Source organism: Calothrix sp. UHCC 0171 (genome assembly GCF_034931845.1).
Classification (GTDB): Bacteria; Cyanobacteriota; Cyanobacteriia; order Cyanobacteriales; family Nostocaceae; genus Brunnivagina.
On record NZ_JAYGHN010000013.1, the window covers coordinates 135024 to 151603 of the forward strand.

14 protein-coding genes, 1 tRNA gene and 1 pseudogene are annotated in these 16580 nt (G+C 41.4%); 11 read left to right on the forward strand and 5 right to left on the reverse strand.

Going from position 1 to position 16580, the window contains the following annotated elements; translation table 11 throughout:
- The first annotated feature begins 60 nt into the window (after positions 1–60).
- Complete coding sequence (gene prfA, locus VB733_RS12640; protein WP_323340414.1) at positions 61–1158, forward strand: peptide chain release factor 1; 1098 nt, start codon at positions 61–63, stop codon at positions 1156–1158.
- Positions 1159–1295: 137 nt separating this feature from the next.
- Here prfA and VB733_RS12645 read toward each other — a convergent pair whose 3' ends face one another.
- The 3 genes from VB733_RS12645 to VB733_RS12655 form a co-directional block, all read right to left on the reverse strand.
- Entirely contained in the window at positions 1296–2897 is a 1602-nt protein-coding gene (locus tag VB733_RS12645) for a hypothetical protein (protein WP_323340415.1), read from the reverse strand.
- Between the two features lie 28 nt (positions 2898–2925).
- Entirely contained in the window at positions 2926–3828 is a 903-nt protein-coding gene (locus tag VB733_RS12650) for a hypothetical protein (RefSeq protein ID WP_323340416.1), read from the reverse strand.
- A gap of 178 nt (positions 3829–4006) precedes the next feature.
- Positions 4007–4666 carry an NAD(P)H-binding protein gene (locus tag VB733_RS12655; RefSeq protein WP_323340417.1) on the reverse strand — a complete coding sequence of 220 codons (660 nt, stop codon included), beginning with the start codon at positions 4664–4666 and terminating at the stop codon, positions 4007–4009.
- A gap of 362 nt (positions 4667–5028) precedes the next feature.
- Between VB733_RS12655 and VB733_RS12660 the strand changes: the two genes are divergently transcribed.
- Positions 5029–5715 (forward strand): DUF1997 domain-containing protein, encoded by a 687-nt coding sequence (locus VB733_RS12660; protein WP_323340418.1) that lies wholly within the window; start codon positions 5029–5031, stop codon positions 5713–5715.
- 140 nt (positions 5716–5855) lie between these two features.
- Here VB733_RS12660 and VB733_RS12665 read toward each other — a convergent pair whose 3' ends face one another.
- Complete coding sequence (locus VB733_RS12665; RefSeq protein WP_323340431.1) at positions 5856–6320, reverse strand: DUF4079 domain-containing protein; 465 nt, start codon at positions 6318–6320, stop codon at positions 5856–5858.
- A gap of 184 nt (positions 6321–6504) precedes the next feature.
- On the opposite strand from VB733_RS12665, the gene VB733_RS12670 reads away from it, so the two are divergent.
- The 4 genes and pseudogenes from VB733_RS12670 to VB733_RS12685 form a co-directional block, all read left to right on the forward strand.
- A complete protein-coding gene (locus VB733_RS12670) occupies positions 6505–7788 on the forward strand; it encodes an ankyrin repeat domain-containing protein (protein ID WP_323340419.1) in 1284 nt (427 codons plus the stop codon).
- Positions 7789–7877: 89 nt separating this feature from the next.
- Positions 7878–8585 carry a cyanoexosortase B system-associated protein gene (locus VB733_RS12675; protein WP_323340420.1) on the forward strand — a complete coding sequence of 236 codons (708 nt, stop codon included), beginning with the start codon at positions 7878–7880 and terminating at the stop codon, positions 8583–8585.
- A 234-nt stretch (positions 8586–8819) separates the two neighbouring features.
- Complete coding sequence (locus VB733_RS12680; protein ID WP_323340421.1) at positions 8820–8954, forward strand: hypothetical protein; 135 nt, start codon at positions 8820–8822, stop codon at positions 8952–8954.
- A 256-nt stretch (positions 8955–9210) separates the two neighbouring features.
- Positions 9211–9945, forward strand: a pseudogene (locus VB733_RS12685) (formylglycine-generating enzyme family protein); the annotation flags it as partial.
- 316 nt (positions 9946–10261) lie between these two features.
- On the opposite strand, the gene VB733_RS12690 reads toward VB733_RS12685, so the two are convergent.
- The gene (locus VB733_RS12690) at positions 10262–13012 is read right to left on the reverse strand and encodes a CBS domain-containing protein (RefSeq protein WP_323340432.1); all 2751 of its coding nucleotides are present in this window, start codon (positions 13010–13012) and stop codon (positions 10262–10264) included.
- A 282-nt stretch (positions 13013–13294) separates the two neighbouring features.
- On the opposite strand from VB733_RS12690, the gene psbZ reads away from it, so the two are divergent.
- The 5 genes from psbZ to VB733_RS12715 form a co-directional block, all read left to right on the forward strand.
- Positions 13295–13483, forward strand: a complete 189-nt coding sequence (gene psbZ, locus VB733_RS12695; RefSeq protein WP_096617720.1) for a photosystem II reaction center protein PsbZ — start codon at positions 13295–13297, stop codon at positions 13481–13483.
- Positions 13484–13862: 379 nt separating this feature from the next.
- A complete protein-coding gene (gene ribH / locus VB733_RS12700; RefSeq protein ID WP_323340422.1) occupies positions 13863–14477 on the forward strand; it encodes a 6,7-dimethyl-8-ribityllumazine synthase in 615 nt (204 codons plus the stop codon).
- A 157-nt stretch (positions 14478–14634) separates the two neighbouring features.
- Positions 14635–14706, forward strand: a tRNA-Gly gene (locus VB733_RS12705).
- Between the two features lie 587 nt (positions 14707–15293).
- Entirely contained in the window at positions 15294–15701 is a 408-nt protein-coding gene (locus VB733_RS12710; RefSeq protein WP_323340423.1) for a hypothetical protein, read from the forward strand.
- 5 nt (positions 15702–15706) lie between these two features.
- A partial coding sequence (locus VB733_RS12715; RefSeq protein WP_323340424.1) for an aldehyde dehydrogenase family protein occupies positions 15707–16580 on the forward strand: 874 nt, incomplete at its 3' end.

The window sequence follows — 16580 nt, forward strand, 5'->3', positions numbered from 1 at the left end:
CGTATTTAGTTTACGCACTTTGCCAAAGCCAATTTAGTTATTTTTTTAAGGAGCGCGATCATGGCTGAACAATATTTGCTGGAGAAATTAAAATCTGTTGAACAAACTTTTCACGAACTAACCCGTCGTCTTGCTGATCCAGATACAGCTAAAGACCAAAATGAATATCAACAAATCGCCAAAGCGCGATCGGGATTGGAAGAAGTAGTAAATACCTATGAAACTTGGAAAATAGCCCAAGATGACTTGATTGGGGCACGTCAGATTTATAAGGAGTCTGCGAGTGACCCGGAAATGCAAGAAATGGCTGGTTTGGAAGTTAAAGAACTTGAAGAAAAAATTGATTTTCTAGAGAATCGTCTCAAAATACTTTTATTACCCCGCGACCCCAACGACGATAAAAACATCATGTTGGAAATTCGCGCCGGAACTGGTGGTGATGAAGCGAGTATCTGGGCTGGCGATTTAATGCGAATGTATACCCGCTATGCTCAAACCCAAGGTTGGAAAGTCTCCTTGGTGAGTGAATCCTTGGGAGAGATGGGGGGATGGAAAGAGGTGATCCTGGAAATTAAGGGTGACAGTGTATACAGCCAATTGAAGTTTGAGGCTGGTGTACATCGTGTCCAGCGCGTACCCGTCACAGAAGCCGGAGGGCGAGTACATACATCAACGGCAACAGTGGCAATCATGCCCGAAGTTGACGATGTGGAAGTGCATATCGACCCCAAAGATATTGAAATGAAAACAGCACGTTCCGGTGGTGCGGGTGGACAAAACGTCAACAAGGTAGAAACTGCGGCTGACTTGCTTCACAAACCCACTGGTATCCGCATTTTCTGTACTGAAGAACGCAGCCAGTTACAGAACAAAGAACGGGCGATGCAAATTTTGCGTGCCAAATTGTATGAAATAAAACTGCAAGAGCAACAAGCAGCAATTACTTCTGCACGCCGTTTACAGGTAGGTACAGGTTCTCGTTCCGAGAAAATACGGACATATAATTATAAAGATAACCGCGTCACCGACCACCGGATCAATCAGAATTTTTCGCTGACTCCGGCTTTGGAAGGGGATATTGAGAATATCGTTCAGTCTTGTATTTCCCAAGACCAGCAAGATCAATTAGCAGAACTTGCGGCTTCTGCTAGTAATTAATTTTAGGAATGATAAATTTGAGGATATGGGATAGCAGCAGTCAAACGAAAGTGGGTATTGTGGTTATCCCTCATTTTGTTTTGTGCGATCGCTTATCCATAACTAATGGGTACTTAAATTCGATAAGCCAAACAAAATTACCAATCTGTGAGATTGAGCAGTCTTGAGGCTCTATGAGACCAACCGGAGAATTGTAAATCTTTATAAGAGAGACGAGCAAGACCATTTGCCCATTGAAGTGGAGCAGGAAGTCGGCTAGGTTGATAAGATAGCGTAGCAGAGTGACAAAGACTAGTAAGTAGCAACGCGATATCTGACATACTATGACGATTGGGATTGATTAGCGTGCGAAATTTAACTGGTATCGTTAACACACCAGATTGTGGGGAAATACAAGGGTAAAGAGCAGTAAAGCCAGACTCTTCAGGCAAAATCGTTGTACCTGGTTCAGGCTCAAAGGGAGAACAGTGGATCAGAGGAGAACCAGATTTTGAGTATTCAATGAGCGTGAAATTATGATCGGATAAAGCCTCCCGGTAGCAGTCTAATGACTCCTTGTGTGGTCTAAGCCCGTCACGAATAAGGTAGAGATGACGATCTTTGCCAAGCAAGTCTGCTTTAGAAGCCATCCATGACAAACCCTCAGAAAGTATCTTTGGAGAAAGGGTTTCATCATCATTTTTTCTTGCACGCCAGTAAGCTTGTAAATTGCCATCAGGACTGGTAAGTGTGATCACCACAATCTTTCCCTTGTTTAGTCCACCTTTTCCGAGGTCGAGTCCAATGAACCAACTATTATGAAATTCTGGAAAACCAATCGGTTCTGTGACAAAAATGCTCCCGTTAGCTTTCCCAAGAATAGCTATAGCAAGTCCATGCCTCGAGTAAAGAGGATTAGAAGCTGTAGAACAAAGTTGAAAAGCTGCTTTTTCCGAATCCAGATACCTTAGCCAATTAATCGTAGCATCAGGAGGACGGTCTCCCTTTTTACCATCAAGAGGCACTAAAATGATTGGTTGCCCTTGTGAGGTAGCAGCTAGAAAAGATTCAATTCCATCACCATTTTTAAGGTCTTTAAGAGACGCGCTACATTGCCATTCGTGAAGGACATTTACTATTTCACTTCCAATGCGGAGTGCTTTATCAGAAGCATTGACATTATTTGAAAGCACCCCAAGCTTTACAGAAGATGGTGCGATCGCTCTATTTCTTCTTACTGAGCCTAGCAAGTTTTTGGACAATCCTGGATTTTTTACAACTTCAGCTAAGGATTCAGAACAATTACCAAAACGATAATATATGTTTTGAGCTTGGTGAACTACCTGATAGTTTATATGTGGTTCAAGTTTATTTCTAACAAGGTTATTATTGAAAAATGTAATTAATGCTTCGATCCCAATAACCATTGGTTGGTGACGCAATACTTCAGGGTATTTACCTTTAGAAAAAAGCTCGTCGGAGGAAAAGGGTAATGGAAATTTGGATTTAGGCTCAAATACAAGACGAGCGAAAGTAATACCAATCAATGTCTCTTCTTTCTCTCTTCCGAAAGCTACTTTCTGAATTTCATAACCGTTATGACAGGTGTACTTGGATTCTGGAACATCGATTTTTTGATCGGCAGGATTCCATATTCTTAACGAAGTATTATAAATGTCGTAACGATAAGGACATTCAACCTTTTCAAGGCATTGTTCAAGTATTTTCCTCCACTCATCAGGTTTTGTGCTTCCCAGCAATCGATAACATTCCCATATAGGTGACGACTTATACATCAAAATTATCTACCTCAATCACGACTTTTGACCAAACCAATGCAAGGTTCATTAAGTAAAGGATTGAGCGGCTCCACTTTTCCCATTGGCTGAAATCTCCGCGTGTATGATGGAAGCGATTTCGTATGGCATTAAGATTATTGAGGATAGGTATAGGCTTTATCGGATCGAATTTAGCACTATAAAAACAGTCTTCATTTTCTGCCTTACGAATAAGGCTGCGAAAGTCTGTATCAGGATTTTCGTCTCCAGTAATTTTGCCGAGCTGTTCTTTGAGAAATTCATGTGTTTCGCTGACAAAATCCCTTGGGCGATCCAGAGGTGCGTGCTTACTCATCCAATCATAAAAAGACTTCTGCTTGTTAGCTGTGTAATAAGCAATCATAACCAGTGCATTTTCAAGTAACTCAATTTCCTTCTGTTTAGTCAAGTCGAGAGCATCTGGAAGAACCTGTACTGTTTTCCTAGCTTCCTTTTGAGTTTCACGTAACTCCTCAAGAGTACGACTTTGGTGTGATGCGACATCTCTCAGTGACTCAAGCATCACTCGAATCCCATCAAGATCACTGTGAATTTTGTCGTGGCTTTCTTCTAGAATCTCCTCCTCAAACTCATCGTTGTACTCCTGTAGAGGGGGCTTAATTCCATCAGGTCGTTTTGTCTTTGGTCGCTGGATATCAAATTTATCAGCGTCTTTTTGAAACTCTTCAGCTAAGGCTTCGTAGGTGAATACGTCTTTAGGGTAAACCCATGCCTTTCTATCTCCATCCCATTGCCGTCCAACTATTTTCTTAGCTCGATCTCGGTTTTCAGGGTGGATGCGTACAAGAAAGTGTGTTTCGTCTTCAAAAACTTCAATCGGAGCAAGATTATCGGGTTTGGTATTAAAAGGCATACTCATACTAGGAGAAGCAATATTCGATTGAAAGCTACTCCATAATGATTCCCAAATTAATATAGGATTTAACAGTCAGATTCAGAATTCCCCTTAGTGAGACTTAGGTAAAAAGAATGAGCGATCGCTTGTTCTTGTTTGAGGAGAAATCAAGAAACCAGATTTCTCCTGATTTTATTTAAGCGACACTGGTAAATAATTCACTAAATCCTTGAGCGGGAATCTCCGGTTTAGCCACGATTTCCAAAACTTTATTCCTTGCCGCAGTTTCTGTTAGCGCTTCCACACAAACCTGAGCGACTTTTTGTCGGGGAATACTACCTTCAAACAAAGTGTCAGCACTTTGCATGACAATTCCATCCGCATTGTCTTCATTTTTTAAGCCACCAGGACGGACAATCGTATAAGTGAGTCCACTTTTCTGAATATATTCTTCGGCTTGCTTTTTCCAAACCAGAATCAGCCAAAATAGGTTGAGTGGGTGGAAAAATTGCGAGACACACAACGATGACACCAAAACAAAGTGTTCAATTCCTTTTGTTTTGGCAATATCCACCAAATTTTTTGTCCCTTCAAAATCGACTTTATATGGTGCAGTCGGATCAAAACTCGGTGTTGCACCCGTAGCACATAGTATCACTGTGCTATCTGCGATCGCATTTGCAAGTTCTGTGGGTTGCAAAACATCTCCTTGTACCAATTCAACAGTGGCAGGAAGAATACCTCTGGCTTTGTCAAGATCGCGGACAAGGGCACGAACTGGAATGTTACGCTTGATCAGTTCTTCGACGATACGGCGACCGGTTTGTCCTGTTGCACCTGCTACAAAAGCTTTCATTATAAACGCTATCCTAAGAAACTAGTGAAGAAAGAATATAGGAGTCAAAAATCTGGACTCAGGAATCAGGATAAAACTTGGAGATTCTGGACTAATGCTGCCAATTTTGCTATCGAAATTTGCCAATATACAAAGGCTTTAATCTCATCTCCATAGGTGTTCTACAATAAGCGAGGACATAAAACTATTTATAGTCTTGACCCGGAACTGCTTAAATTTTTCCTGCTGAACTTATGAATTGGATGAAGTTGATTACATATTCTTAAGGTTTTGGTGAAAATATCAAGACAACACGAAAAATTACCTCCGAGATGGGAATTATTTAACTAAGGGAAAAGAAAAAAGATACAGGAACGCACTTTATGCTTTCAAAAGACCAGGAGTATCAAGTATTTGAAACCGATGAGCCTCTAATGTCCGTAACTTCCAGCCTGATAAATACTGAAGATGCCATTACCAAAACAAACTTGGTAGATGGAAAATTGGCGGCACCCATCAAATTTTACGGGCATTATTGCGATCGCATGGATATGTATGCTCCATCGCAGACAGTTGCGGAGTATTTAAACACCCACCATGAATGGTTTGTCCATTGCGCCAAACCAATGAAGGTCAAGCCTTTGGGTGAAAATGGTTATGCTTTGGTCATTGGTAAGTTTGGTGCGTTCAATTATGAAGTCGAACCAAAAATTGGTTTGGAACTGCTACCGCCAGAAGCAGGCATATATCGTATCCAGACAATTCCGGTTCCTGACTACACTCCATGCGGTTATGATGTAGATTATCGTGCTAGATTGCACCTAGTCGAGAATCCTGCGGAGGATTTTTCCACAAATTCGCAACAAATTACCGGAGTGGAATGGGAACTTGATTTGACTGTCTATGTTCACTTTCCCAAATTCATCCAACGTCTACCCAAATCTTTAATTCAAAATACAGGTGACAAGTTACTCAATCAGATTGTTCGCCAAGTATCTCGACGTTTAACACGCCAAGTTCAAGAGAATTTTCATCAGTCTATAGGCGTATCTTTTCCCATTAAGCGTTAATTATTTATGGTTAATGGTTAATGGTTAATGGTTAATTGTTAATTGTTAATGAATATTGGGTACGGGGCATTGGGGAATCCCCAATCTCTACTCACCCATAACCAAGAACGATTAACTAATAACTATTAACCAATAACTAACTAAGCATTACTTAAAATTCTTTGCACAATTTGTACGCCTGTAATTGCTTGCCAAGTAAATAAACCTAAAAGCGTAAAATTAAGCAAAATATGCGTCATTCTTGCCCAGTTTGCGCCTTTTTGCATAAATGGTGAAAGTGCGGCGGAAAAAGCGATCGCAACTGTCATCCCCAATCCAGCAAGGAGGTGGGGACCCACAAATAATTTACCATTGTTAATGTAGGTGACAGCCATTCCTCCCACCGAACCTGCCACCATCAAAGCTAGCAGTATTGAACCAATTTGATTGTGGCGAACGGTATAACGTCCTTTAATCAATTCTTTCTTTTCTTCTCCTTGAGCGCTACGAGTGCGCTGGACTTGCAAACCCAAATAGGCAGCATATAGCGAAACTAGTAATAAAGCCCACATCATTACCGGGTGCAAGAAGTTGAGCCAGTATTTGACCGATGGAGATAGTTCCATAATTACCGTGTTTTCCCCCAAATATAAAATCTTCATAAAAATTAGCATAACTTTTTTTACAAAATTCTTCTTTACAAAAATCAAGGATATTTTTGTCCCCATGTATTGGGAAAATGAAGAAGTGGTTAATGGATAATGGCTAGTGGTTATTGCCCATTGCCTAATTCCTAATTCCCGATAACCAATGACAAAAGACATGTTGCTGCTATTGGCAGCCCAAAGTGGTGATATCAAGAAAGTTCAGATGTTGCTAGCTGCTGGTGCATCGGCAGATATTTGCGATCGCCATGGGACGACAGCGTTGATGTATGCTGCTAATTACGGCTATGTGGAAGTCGTGCGATCGCTCATTGCAGCAGGTGCGGATATCAACTTCCAACGGCAACAATATGGCTTGACTGCGTTGATGTTAGCAGCCTCTGCCAATCAGTTGGATGTTGTCAAATTATTGGTTAGCAAAGGCGTAAACACCAATGCCACAAACGAAGATGGCAGTACAGCATTAATGGCGGCAACCCTCAAAGGGTATAGGGAAATTGTTCAAGTCCTTTTAGCAGCGAATGCCGATACAAATATTCAAGACAATGACGGTGATACAGCATTAAGACTGGCGGTGAAACAGGGACACAGCAATATTGTGCAATTGTTAGTACAGGCTGGAGTTGACATTAATGCCCCAGATGAATGTGGGGAAACCCCCCTGATGCTGGCAGCAGACTTAGGACAGATTGACATTATCCAGACATTACTAACGGCAGGTGCAAATGTACATCTGCAAACTCAAGATGGTAGTACCGCCTTGCTTGCAGCCTCAGCCGCCGGAAATAGCGCCATCTCATCACTATTACTTGCCCATGGTGCGGATATTAATCACCAAGACAAAGATGGCGAAACAGCACTACATTTTGCCTCTGTCGAAGGATATGCCGATGTCACCGAAGTCCTGTTAAATCGTGATGCCAAAGTTCAAATCCGAAATAATCTTGGTGATACACCCTTGTTAGTGACAGCATTACAAGGACACAGCCAAATAGTAGAAGCACTATTACGGCGAAACGCTGATGTTAACGTTAGTAACCTGGGAGAAACACCATTAACACTGGCGATCGCTCAAGGACATGTTGATATAGTTAAAGTGTTATTAGACTTTGGCGCAAACCCCAATAGTAAAACTATGGATGGTAAAACAGTTTTACTCAAAGCCTGCGAACGTAATTACACCAGCATTATTCAACAGTTAATTAGTCAAGAGGCTGATGTCAATTTTCAAGACGCAGTCGGTGCCACAGCCCTCATGTGGGCAGCATCTCAGGGAAACAGCGAAGTGGTAAAAAGGCTCCTGCAAGCAGGTGCAAACATCAACCTCAAAAATCAAGGTGGATACACGGCATTAATGCTAGCAGAATTTAATAATTATCCTGACGTAGTCGAAATTTTAAAAGCAGCAGAGGAAATGACCGAAGGATAACACAAATCAGCGCTACCACTGAACTCACGATTGTAATCAGAAGGTACAATTTATACTGGAATAATCTAAATATTTATAATAATTAATCAATGGTTTCCTTATCTAAGCTTGTAAAGGAACGACAGTATCCACAACTAATGGCATTATTATTACTTGTGCTACTGCTATTTGTCGGAGCTGTACCGGGGTATGTGACAGGAAAATGGCAGTGGAAGCAGCCTCCACCAATTCCCACGCTCAAAGAGTTAAAACAAATACGTAAAACTGGTTTGACTTTACCGGGATGGCAAACAATTGAACAACAAGAACAAATTGTTGGTGAACGCAAATGGTCCTTGCAAACTATTCAAAAAGAAGGTACTGATAAAAAAGCAATTTTACTAATGTTGCCCCAGAATGGTCCCATGGATCAACCTCAAGTGGAATGGACGGAGGTGAAAAGCTTCTGGCAATGGCAAATTGCCCAAGAGCGGGATGTGGAATTTACTGTTAAAGTACCACCCAGCGCCCCAAACAAAACAGACGTGAAAGTCAAAGCAAAATTTTTTCGAGGCTCGACTAAACAGCAAACCTTTGCCGTTCTCCAATGGTACGCTTGGGCAAATGGTGGTAGTCCATCACAGTTACAATGGTTCATAGCTGATCAATCTGCACAGTGGCAAAAACATCGCGCTGCCTGGATTGCTGTAAGTGTGGCGATACCAATGGAGCCATTAGGACAAGTGAGTAAAAGCTGGGAAGAAGCCAAATCTTTGGGAGAAATAATCCAGCATCAAATGATGTCTAATATACTCTAATTCAGTTAGGCGATCGGGATTTCTCTGTGGATATACTTACTGGGCGCTACGAAATCATCCAAAAATTGGGTGGAGGTGGGTTTGCTGTGGCAAGAAGTCAGGTTTCTCCCCACCCATAATCTTGAATTAGGACGATAAATCCAGAAACCCGATTTCTCCCCCAACGCGCAAACCTCAAATATTCACACTAAATTAAGCATTTGGTGAAGGAAAAAACAGGGTTTTTAACGGGTGATGCTGAAAGGTTTAGTCGTGCTGGGTTTAAGAGAAACCCGGCTTTTAGAGATTGTCACCAGAAGCCTGATTTCTATCTCAACGCGCAAACGTGACAATTACGAAATTTTGCAAATTCATCCCACCCTTGCTTGATCCATTTATCGTTAAATTCTTGCGATCGTCTATAAATAATAAATAGACTCAAATTCATTTAACAAAGCCTGGGGGTTTAATTCCCCTGTCTCTACAGACAGCTTGTTTTGTGTCGGGGTAAAAATCCCCGTCACAAAGCGTAATTGCGAATTGCGTAGCTTTAGCTTCTCGCTCTGCGAGTATTGCGAATTGCGAATTGCGAATTGCGAATTGTTTTAAACGATCGGGATTTTTGGAAAATGGGAGTGTTGAAGTGGCAGAAATTTTTAGAGAAAATTTGGGGAATGGTGTGAATTTAGAAATGGTATCAATTCCTGGAGGAACTTTTCTCATGGGTTCCCCAGATAATGAACAAGGACACTCCAGTTATGAAAGTCCTCAACACCGAGTTACTATTCAGCCCTTTTTTATGAGTAAATTTACTGTCACCCAAGCGCAGTATGAAGTCATTATGGGGCATAATCCTTCCTATTTTAAAGGTGCAAATCGACCTGTTGACAGTGTCTCTTGGGATGATGCTGTCGAGTTTTGTCAAAAAATCAGTTGGAAAACGGCACGAAATTACAGATTACCTAGTGAGGCAGAATGGGAATATGCCTGTCGTGCAGGTACAACTAAACCGTTTTGTTTTGGTGAGACAATTACAACCGAATTAGCTAACTATGATGGTAACTATACTTATGGTTCTGCACCAAAAGGTATTTACAGAAAAGAAACAACAGAAGTAGGAAAATTTCCACCTAATGCTTTTGGGCTACATGACATGCACGGAAATGTATGGGAATGGTGCCAAGATGTTTGGCATGATAATTATCATGGCGCACCCACAGATGGAAAAGCTTGGATTAATGGCAATGATAATCAATTAAAATCGCTACGTGGTGGCTCCTGGATTAATTTCCCAGAACACTGTCGTAGTGCCCATCGCACTTTCAATACGCACTTCCTCCGTAACTACTTCGACGGTTTTCGTTTAGTATTGCTTGCTTAACAACTTTTTCCTTTTCTACTACCCCAATGCAGAAACCTCAAATACTCACGCCACATTCAGCATTCGGTGCAGGGAAAAACCGGGTTTTTAATGGGTGACGCTTAAAATTTTAGTTATGATTGGTTCGAGATAAACCCGGTTTTTAGAGATTGTTGCTTTCCCCAGGAACTCGATTTCTCCCCCAATGCGGAAACCTGAAATACCACGCCACATTCAGCATTCGGTGCAGGGAGAAACCGGGTTTTTAATGGGTGATTTTAAAAATTTAGTCGGTTTCTAGAGATTGTCATTTTCCAAAAAATAGAAATACAAATTTCTAAGAAAGATTGGGATAATTAGTTTTTAAAAACCCTTCTGCACCAGCTTGATCTTGAATTTCTCCATCTAATGTTGCAGCTAACAAGTTATCAAGCATTTGCCGAAATTGGGGTCCAGGTTTATAACCCATTTCTCGTAAATTATTACCATCTAATGGTGCTTGGATATTACGTAAAATAGTAAAGTAATACCAAATTTTGCGACGAATTGGACGCTGAGTTTGTAGGGCAATCAATATCAATGTGGGTAAGTCATATCGCCGCATTAATTGCACCACTTGACTATTTAATTGTAATGTAGATAAAGTTGATTCGATCTGAATTTGCGATCGCGATAATTCACTTAATCTTTTAATGCTATCCTCTTGCATTTGTAAGTTCTTGGCAACTTTCTCACGATATTCAGGTGCAAGATAGGCAATAATCGCTTCTAATCGCATTTGCCATTGCATCAAGGTTTGCTCTTTATCAAACTGTCGCAACCAACGTTCTAATAGTTGTAGCTGTCGCAATAATTCCCTATCAAGTTGTAAGGTGGGATGGATGCATTGTAATGCCCCCAAATTATTCAGCAATTCCAAAGCATTTTTCCAGTAGGCGGCTTCGAGAATTAACTTGAGTTCGGCTTTGAGGCGGGTATGTAATGCGGGTGTTTTATTATTTTCCCGTGCCGTTTTATCATACACTCCACTATTGATGGCGTAGCGAATATAACCTTCGGTTTGTGCCTCAATCTGAAATCCTAAACGCACTGCAAACCGAACACCACGATAGATGCGGGTGGGGTCTTCAATAAAGCTATTGGCGTGTAAAACCCGCATTTGCTTGGCTTTTAAATCGATTAAGCCACCAAAGAAGTCGAGCAATTCACCTGCACGGGGAGGAGTTAAACGCAGAGCGATCGCATTAATTGTAAAATCTCTTCTGTATAAATCTTGACGTATGGAACTGGCTTCGACTTCGGGATTTGCGGCTGGGTAGGGATAAAATTCTGTCCGGGCGGTGGCAATATCCACCCATAATGAATCTAGTTCTCGGTCTTTATGCCATAACAAAGCTGCCGTTTGAAATGCCCCATGAATATCTAATTTAGCACTAGGGTACATTTGTTGCAGTTCCTTTGCCAATTCCACGCCAGCACCAGCATCGACGGTATGATGAAACCCGTCCACTACTAAGTCTATATCTTTCAAGAGTAAAGTCCCAGATGCCTCTTCGGCTAGTAATAAATCGCGGACTCCTCCACCAACCAAGTACAAGTGCCAACCACGTTTTTTTGCTGCTTGTGAGGCTTTGGTGAGTAATTCCCATAAAGCAGGAGTCAGACGACTTCTTAATTCCACTAAGGTTGGTAATTTAATCGATTCTTCTGCTCTCTCTTCCCCTATTTCCTTCTCCGCTTCCCTTTCTCTGACTTGGTGCAATTCCCGTAACACATCGCTGCGAGTGACAATTCCGACTAATTTATCTTCGGAAATTACAGGCAAGCGTCCAATATCATATGTCACCATCAGGGCTTCAATTTGTGGCATTGTTGCATCAGGCGTAATAGTTTTCAGGTTAGTTGTCATATAACCTTTAACTGGTGCATGACTAAAGCCATGATGCAAAGCAATATCAAGATCACGACGCGAAATTATACCAACTAATTGCCCATTGGCATCAACAACAGATAAACCAGAATACCCGTAACGTAATAAGATTCGTTGTGCTTCCGCAATCGTCATATCTGGACGAATACTCCGAATCGGGGAAGACATGATATCTCTGGCGATGAGAGGTTGGGGGATTTGCTCCTTCAGGCGATCGCACAATTGGTTAATAATATCTTGGGAATTAACACCACGCAAATTCAGTGATGCGGCTTGGGAATGTCCACCACCCCCAAAAGCTTGAAAAATTTCGTTTAGGTGAACGTCAGGGATTTGACTTCGCCCAATTACAGTCAAGCGCGTTTCCTCTCCATCTCCCACGGGAAATTCATGCGCCAAAAATAATACATCTATTTCGGCAATTGAACGCAGTTGTGAAGCTAAACTCGATAATCCTGGCACAAAACTATCGGTTTTTAAATTGACCCAAGCAATCGTATATCCACGTATACATAAATATTGTAGTTTCTCCAGCGCTACCTTGAGTAGCTGCTGTAACTGCGTTGATAAACCAGGTTCTAAATAATTATTGATTACCGCCAAACTTGCACCTTGCTGCATCAACCATGCCAAAGCCAAAGCATCACGGGCTGTTGCCAGGTCAAAAGTCAGTGAGCCAGTGTCAACATGGATACCGAGTGCCATAACTGTGGCTTCGGCGGTAGTCAGAAAAGTCGTTGATTGTTGACTCAGGGATTGTTGAAGCAAAGACTTTTGGAGGTATTCAACCATCATCGTGGTTGTGGCTCCTACAGGCTCAATATACACCCGTTTGGCGGGAATATCGCCTGTTTGTTCGAGGTGATGGTCGTAGATGATAATATCTTCAAGATAGGGTAAATCGAACCACTCAGCAGCCTTTCCTAAGCGATCGCGATGTTGTGTATCAACTACCGAAAGCGATCGAATTTTTTTTGGATTCACTGAACGACGCTCAATCAAAGGGAACTCATCGCGATACAACGCCAAAAAATCCCGTACTGGTGGATGCGCTCCCCCAGTTAAGACAATCTTACTTCCCGGTTGCAATCTCGATAATCCAACCGCAGCCCCTAGCGCGTCAAAATCAGCAGTTGTATGGCACAAAATTAAATCCATAATCTTCATGGAAAATTGGACATGATGAGTCCTGTTGTATGTGGATGTTTCCTGCTGTCCCTTGCTTCTCCGCTAGGGGCAATAGAAATGGGCTACTTCGCCAAAACTAACAATTTAGTAACAAATGGCAAATAACTATTGACAAATATCAACTAACTATTAACTACTAATCATTAACCAAAATAGCGAAATTTCTGATACCTTACAATTTAGATAAGAACAGTAATATTTGTGCTGTAAAATATCCTATCTTTAAAAATAGCTGTTTTGGGAGAAGAGAAAATGGGTTTCATATTCCAATTTGCACTGTTAGCTCTGGTGTTGATGTCGTTTGTCATGGTTGTAGGCGTTCCTGTCGCCTATGCCACACCACAAAGCTGGATTGAATCTAAAAAACTGCTTTGGCTCGGTTCTGGAGTTTGGATTGCTTTGGTGATTGTAGTCGGTATTTTAAACTTTTTCGTCGTTTAAGCCACTGCTCAACCTCAAACCAAAAACTTAGTATCAGCAACATCAGCAGCAGAGGAGCGATCGAGGTAAAGGTTAAAGGGTAAAGGGTAAAGGATGTATATGTCCTTTGCCTTGTACTTTCTACCTTTTACCTTGGCTTCTCTGCTCTTTAATTTTAGAATTTTAGAAGTGGGACGCGGTGTTTAAGAGTATAGAAGCAGGAACTTTTCTTCACATCTCCTCATCTGCCCATCTCCACGTCTCACATTCTCCGCATCTCCACATCTTCTTCCATGTCCAATGCAGATGAAACTTTTGACAAACAATCCGGTTTTTGCGGGACTCCTGGAAATATATATTGCGAGAACTATATTTAATTTAAGTTAACCGAGAGGCAATCATGGCAGTATTTGAGGGAACTTTTACCCAGACTGAACCTTTGCGATTTGCAGTGGTAATTGGTAGATTTAACGATTTGGTGACTACTAAGTTACTTGAAGGATGTCAAGATTGCTTGAAACGTCACGGTGTAGATGTCAATCCCCAAGGTTCCCAAGTTGATTATGTCTGGGTTCCGGGCAGTTTTGAAGTTCCTGTAGTCGCCCATCAATTAGCACTTTCCCATCGTTACGATGCGATTATCTGTTTGGGGGCTGTAATTCGTGGACAAACTCCTCATTTTGATTATGTTTCATCTGAGGTTGCTAAAGGTATTGCTGCTGCTAGTTTCCAAACAGGTGTTCCTGTGGTTTTTGGCGTTTTGACAACTGATACCATGCAACAAGCTTTAGAACGTGCTGGGATTAAAAGCAATCTCGGTTGGGAATACGCAATGAGTGCGATGGAAATGGGTAGCTTGATGCGACAATTGCGTAATCCTTTGGGAAAGCAAGGTGACTCCTCTGGAGTCTCACAATTAACTACAGCCTATCCTGGCAACTCTCAATCCTTACCTGCATCCCTCAAAAGTGCAAACTTAGATGACTTAGCGAAGCAATCAGAGGATATGAGCTAATTAATTTTCAAAGGGATTGGCGCAGGAGAGAAGCAAGATATATCGAAATTCTTCTCCTCCCTATCTCTCTACCGTGTCATTCGCCAAGCACCCATTACCCAATCAAAAGTATTGACAAACAAATTGAATCGTGTCATATTAGTAAGGTGAATTGCTTGCGGGTATAGCTCAGTGGTAGAGCGCAACCTTGCCAAGGTTGATGTCGCGCGTTCGAATCGCGTTACCCGCTCTTTAGACAAGATAGTTACAAATACAAACGATATTGCGTTTATATCTACAAACTTACATATCTACCGAAATGCTTTTTCATGTCGTCCAAAATTATTAAATTTTGGATACTCCGGCATTTAGTATAGAAGCAAAAAATATTTTGTTTTTAGGAATCAATGACTCATCGTTGCAAACTAAATTAGGTGAAATATCGCCTCTGACGATACGGCAATTTTAAGAAAATTGGATAATATTAAATAGGTGCAAAATTATTTTGATTGGCAATAATTCGAGGAGAAAGTGAAAATCCAAAAGTAAATCTTTGTAAGTAGAATTAAACTGAGTTAATCAGAAGGTACTACTATTATGACTGTAGTTACTTCTAAACTACCAATTAGGGCTAAACTGGAACTTCCGAGAATTAAGTAAAATGTAGCTTAAGAGCAGGAAAATCTACTATGGCTCATGTTATGACAAAAAAACAAACCATCGCTGAATTATTAACTCCTGAGCAATTAGCAGGAATATAATTGCGATGGTAGCGAATACTCCTCACGGAAGTATGGCTATATTTTATAAAATAAGCTCAAGTTCTCAATTTTGCTTGTGCAATCACAAAAACCTGAGAAATTAGATTTTAATAGCGAATATCCTTGTCCCTGTCGTCGTCGGGGGACGCTGGTTCCAATTACGCTGACAGAGGCATTTGGTTGCGATCGCTGTCAGCAAATTTTTGTGGTGGAAGACAACGGACAAGTTCTGGAACAACTTTCAACCACTTATCCTTACAAAAAAGCTTGGCGTTGGAATGGAAGTAGCTGGAATATAGTTCACCCAAAATTGGGAGAAAGTTATTTACCAGTAGCGCTGGGGATTATTTTCGTGCTAGTGATTATATGGCTACCATTGGCTTTACGCTTGGCAAGCACTAACACCATAGTTGCTTGGGCATTGGTAGCCCTACTGTTAGCTATTTTGCCAGCATTAATGCTCTGGCTTACCCACAGACCTTAATTTCAATGACTGTTGATGATTTTGATGATGCCTCTGATGCGATTGCAAGTGCCAAACGTGCATATTGCGCTTCTTTGAAGTTAGCAGTTGCCAAGGGAATAGATCGCAGTCGCGCTGTGCTGACAATGGCAAAAGCGCTCAATAATGCCTTTGATGATATTTTAGAAGCGAATACTCTCGACTTAGAAGCGAGCCGGGAAATGGCAGTTCCAGACTTGATTTTGGACTGGCTAAAATTAACTCCCCAGCGCTTGGAGACAACAGTGGAGATTTTACAGCAATTGGGGGAGTTTTCTGACCCATTGCGACGGGTGCGAACGGCGGATTACCAGTTAGCAGACTCACAAACCTACTCGCAGTTAATGCCATTAGGGACAATTGCCTTGATTTACGAAGCTTTTCCCGAACTCGCGGCGATCGCAGCTGGGATGTGCATCAAAACAGGTAATAGCATTATTCTCAAGGGTAGTACCGAAGCTAGCCATTCTAATGCAGCCATTGCCAATGTCTTGCTGGCAGCAATCGCCGAAATTGGCTTACCGGAAGGTTGTATTGAGTTCATTAGCAGTGAACATAGTTCTTCAACCCGCGATTTAGTCACCCAAGAACAATATTTAAATTTAGTCATTCCCTACGGGCGATCGAGTTTAGTTCAGCAGGTGGTACGTCAATCAACTGTACCAGTCTTAAAATCAGCGATCGGTAACTGTTATCTTTATTGGTCGCTGAATAGCAGCTTAGATATGGTACGTTGGACAATTATTGATAGCCATAATAGCGAACCTGACCCTGTAAACGCTATTGAAAAAGTCTTAATTCATCGTCAAACTTTACCATCATCACTAACAACACTATTTAATAGTTTGAAGGAAAAAGGCG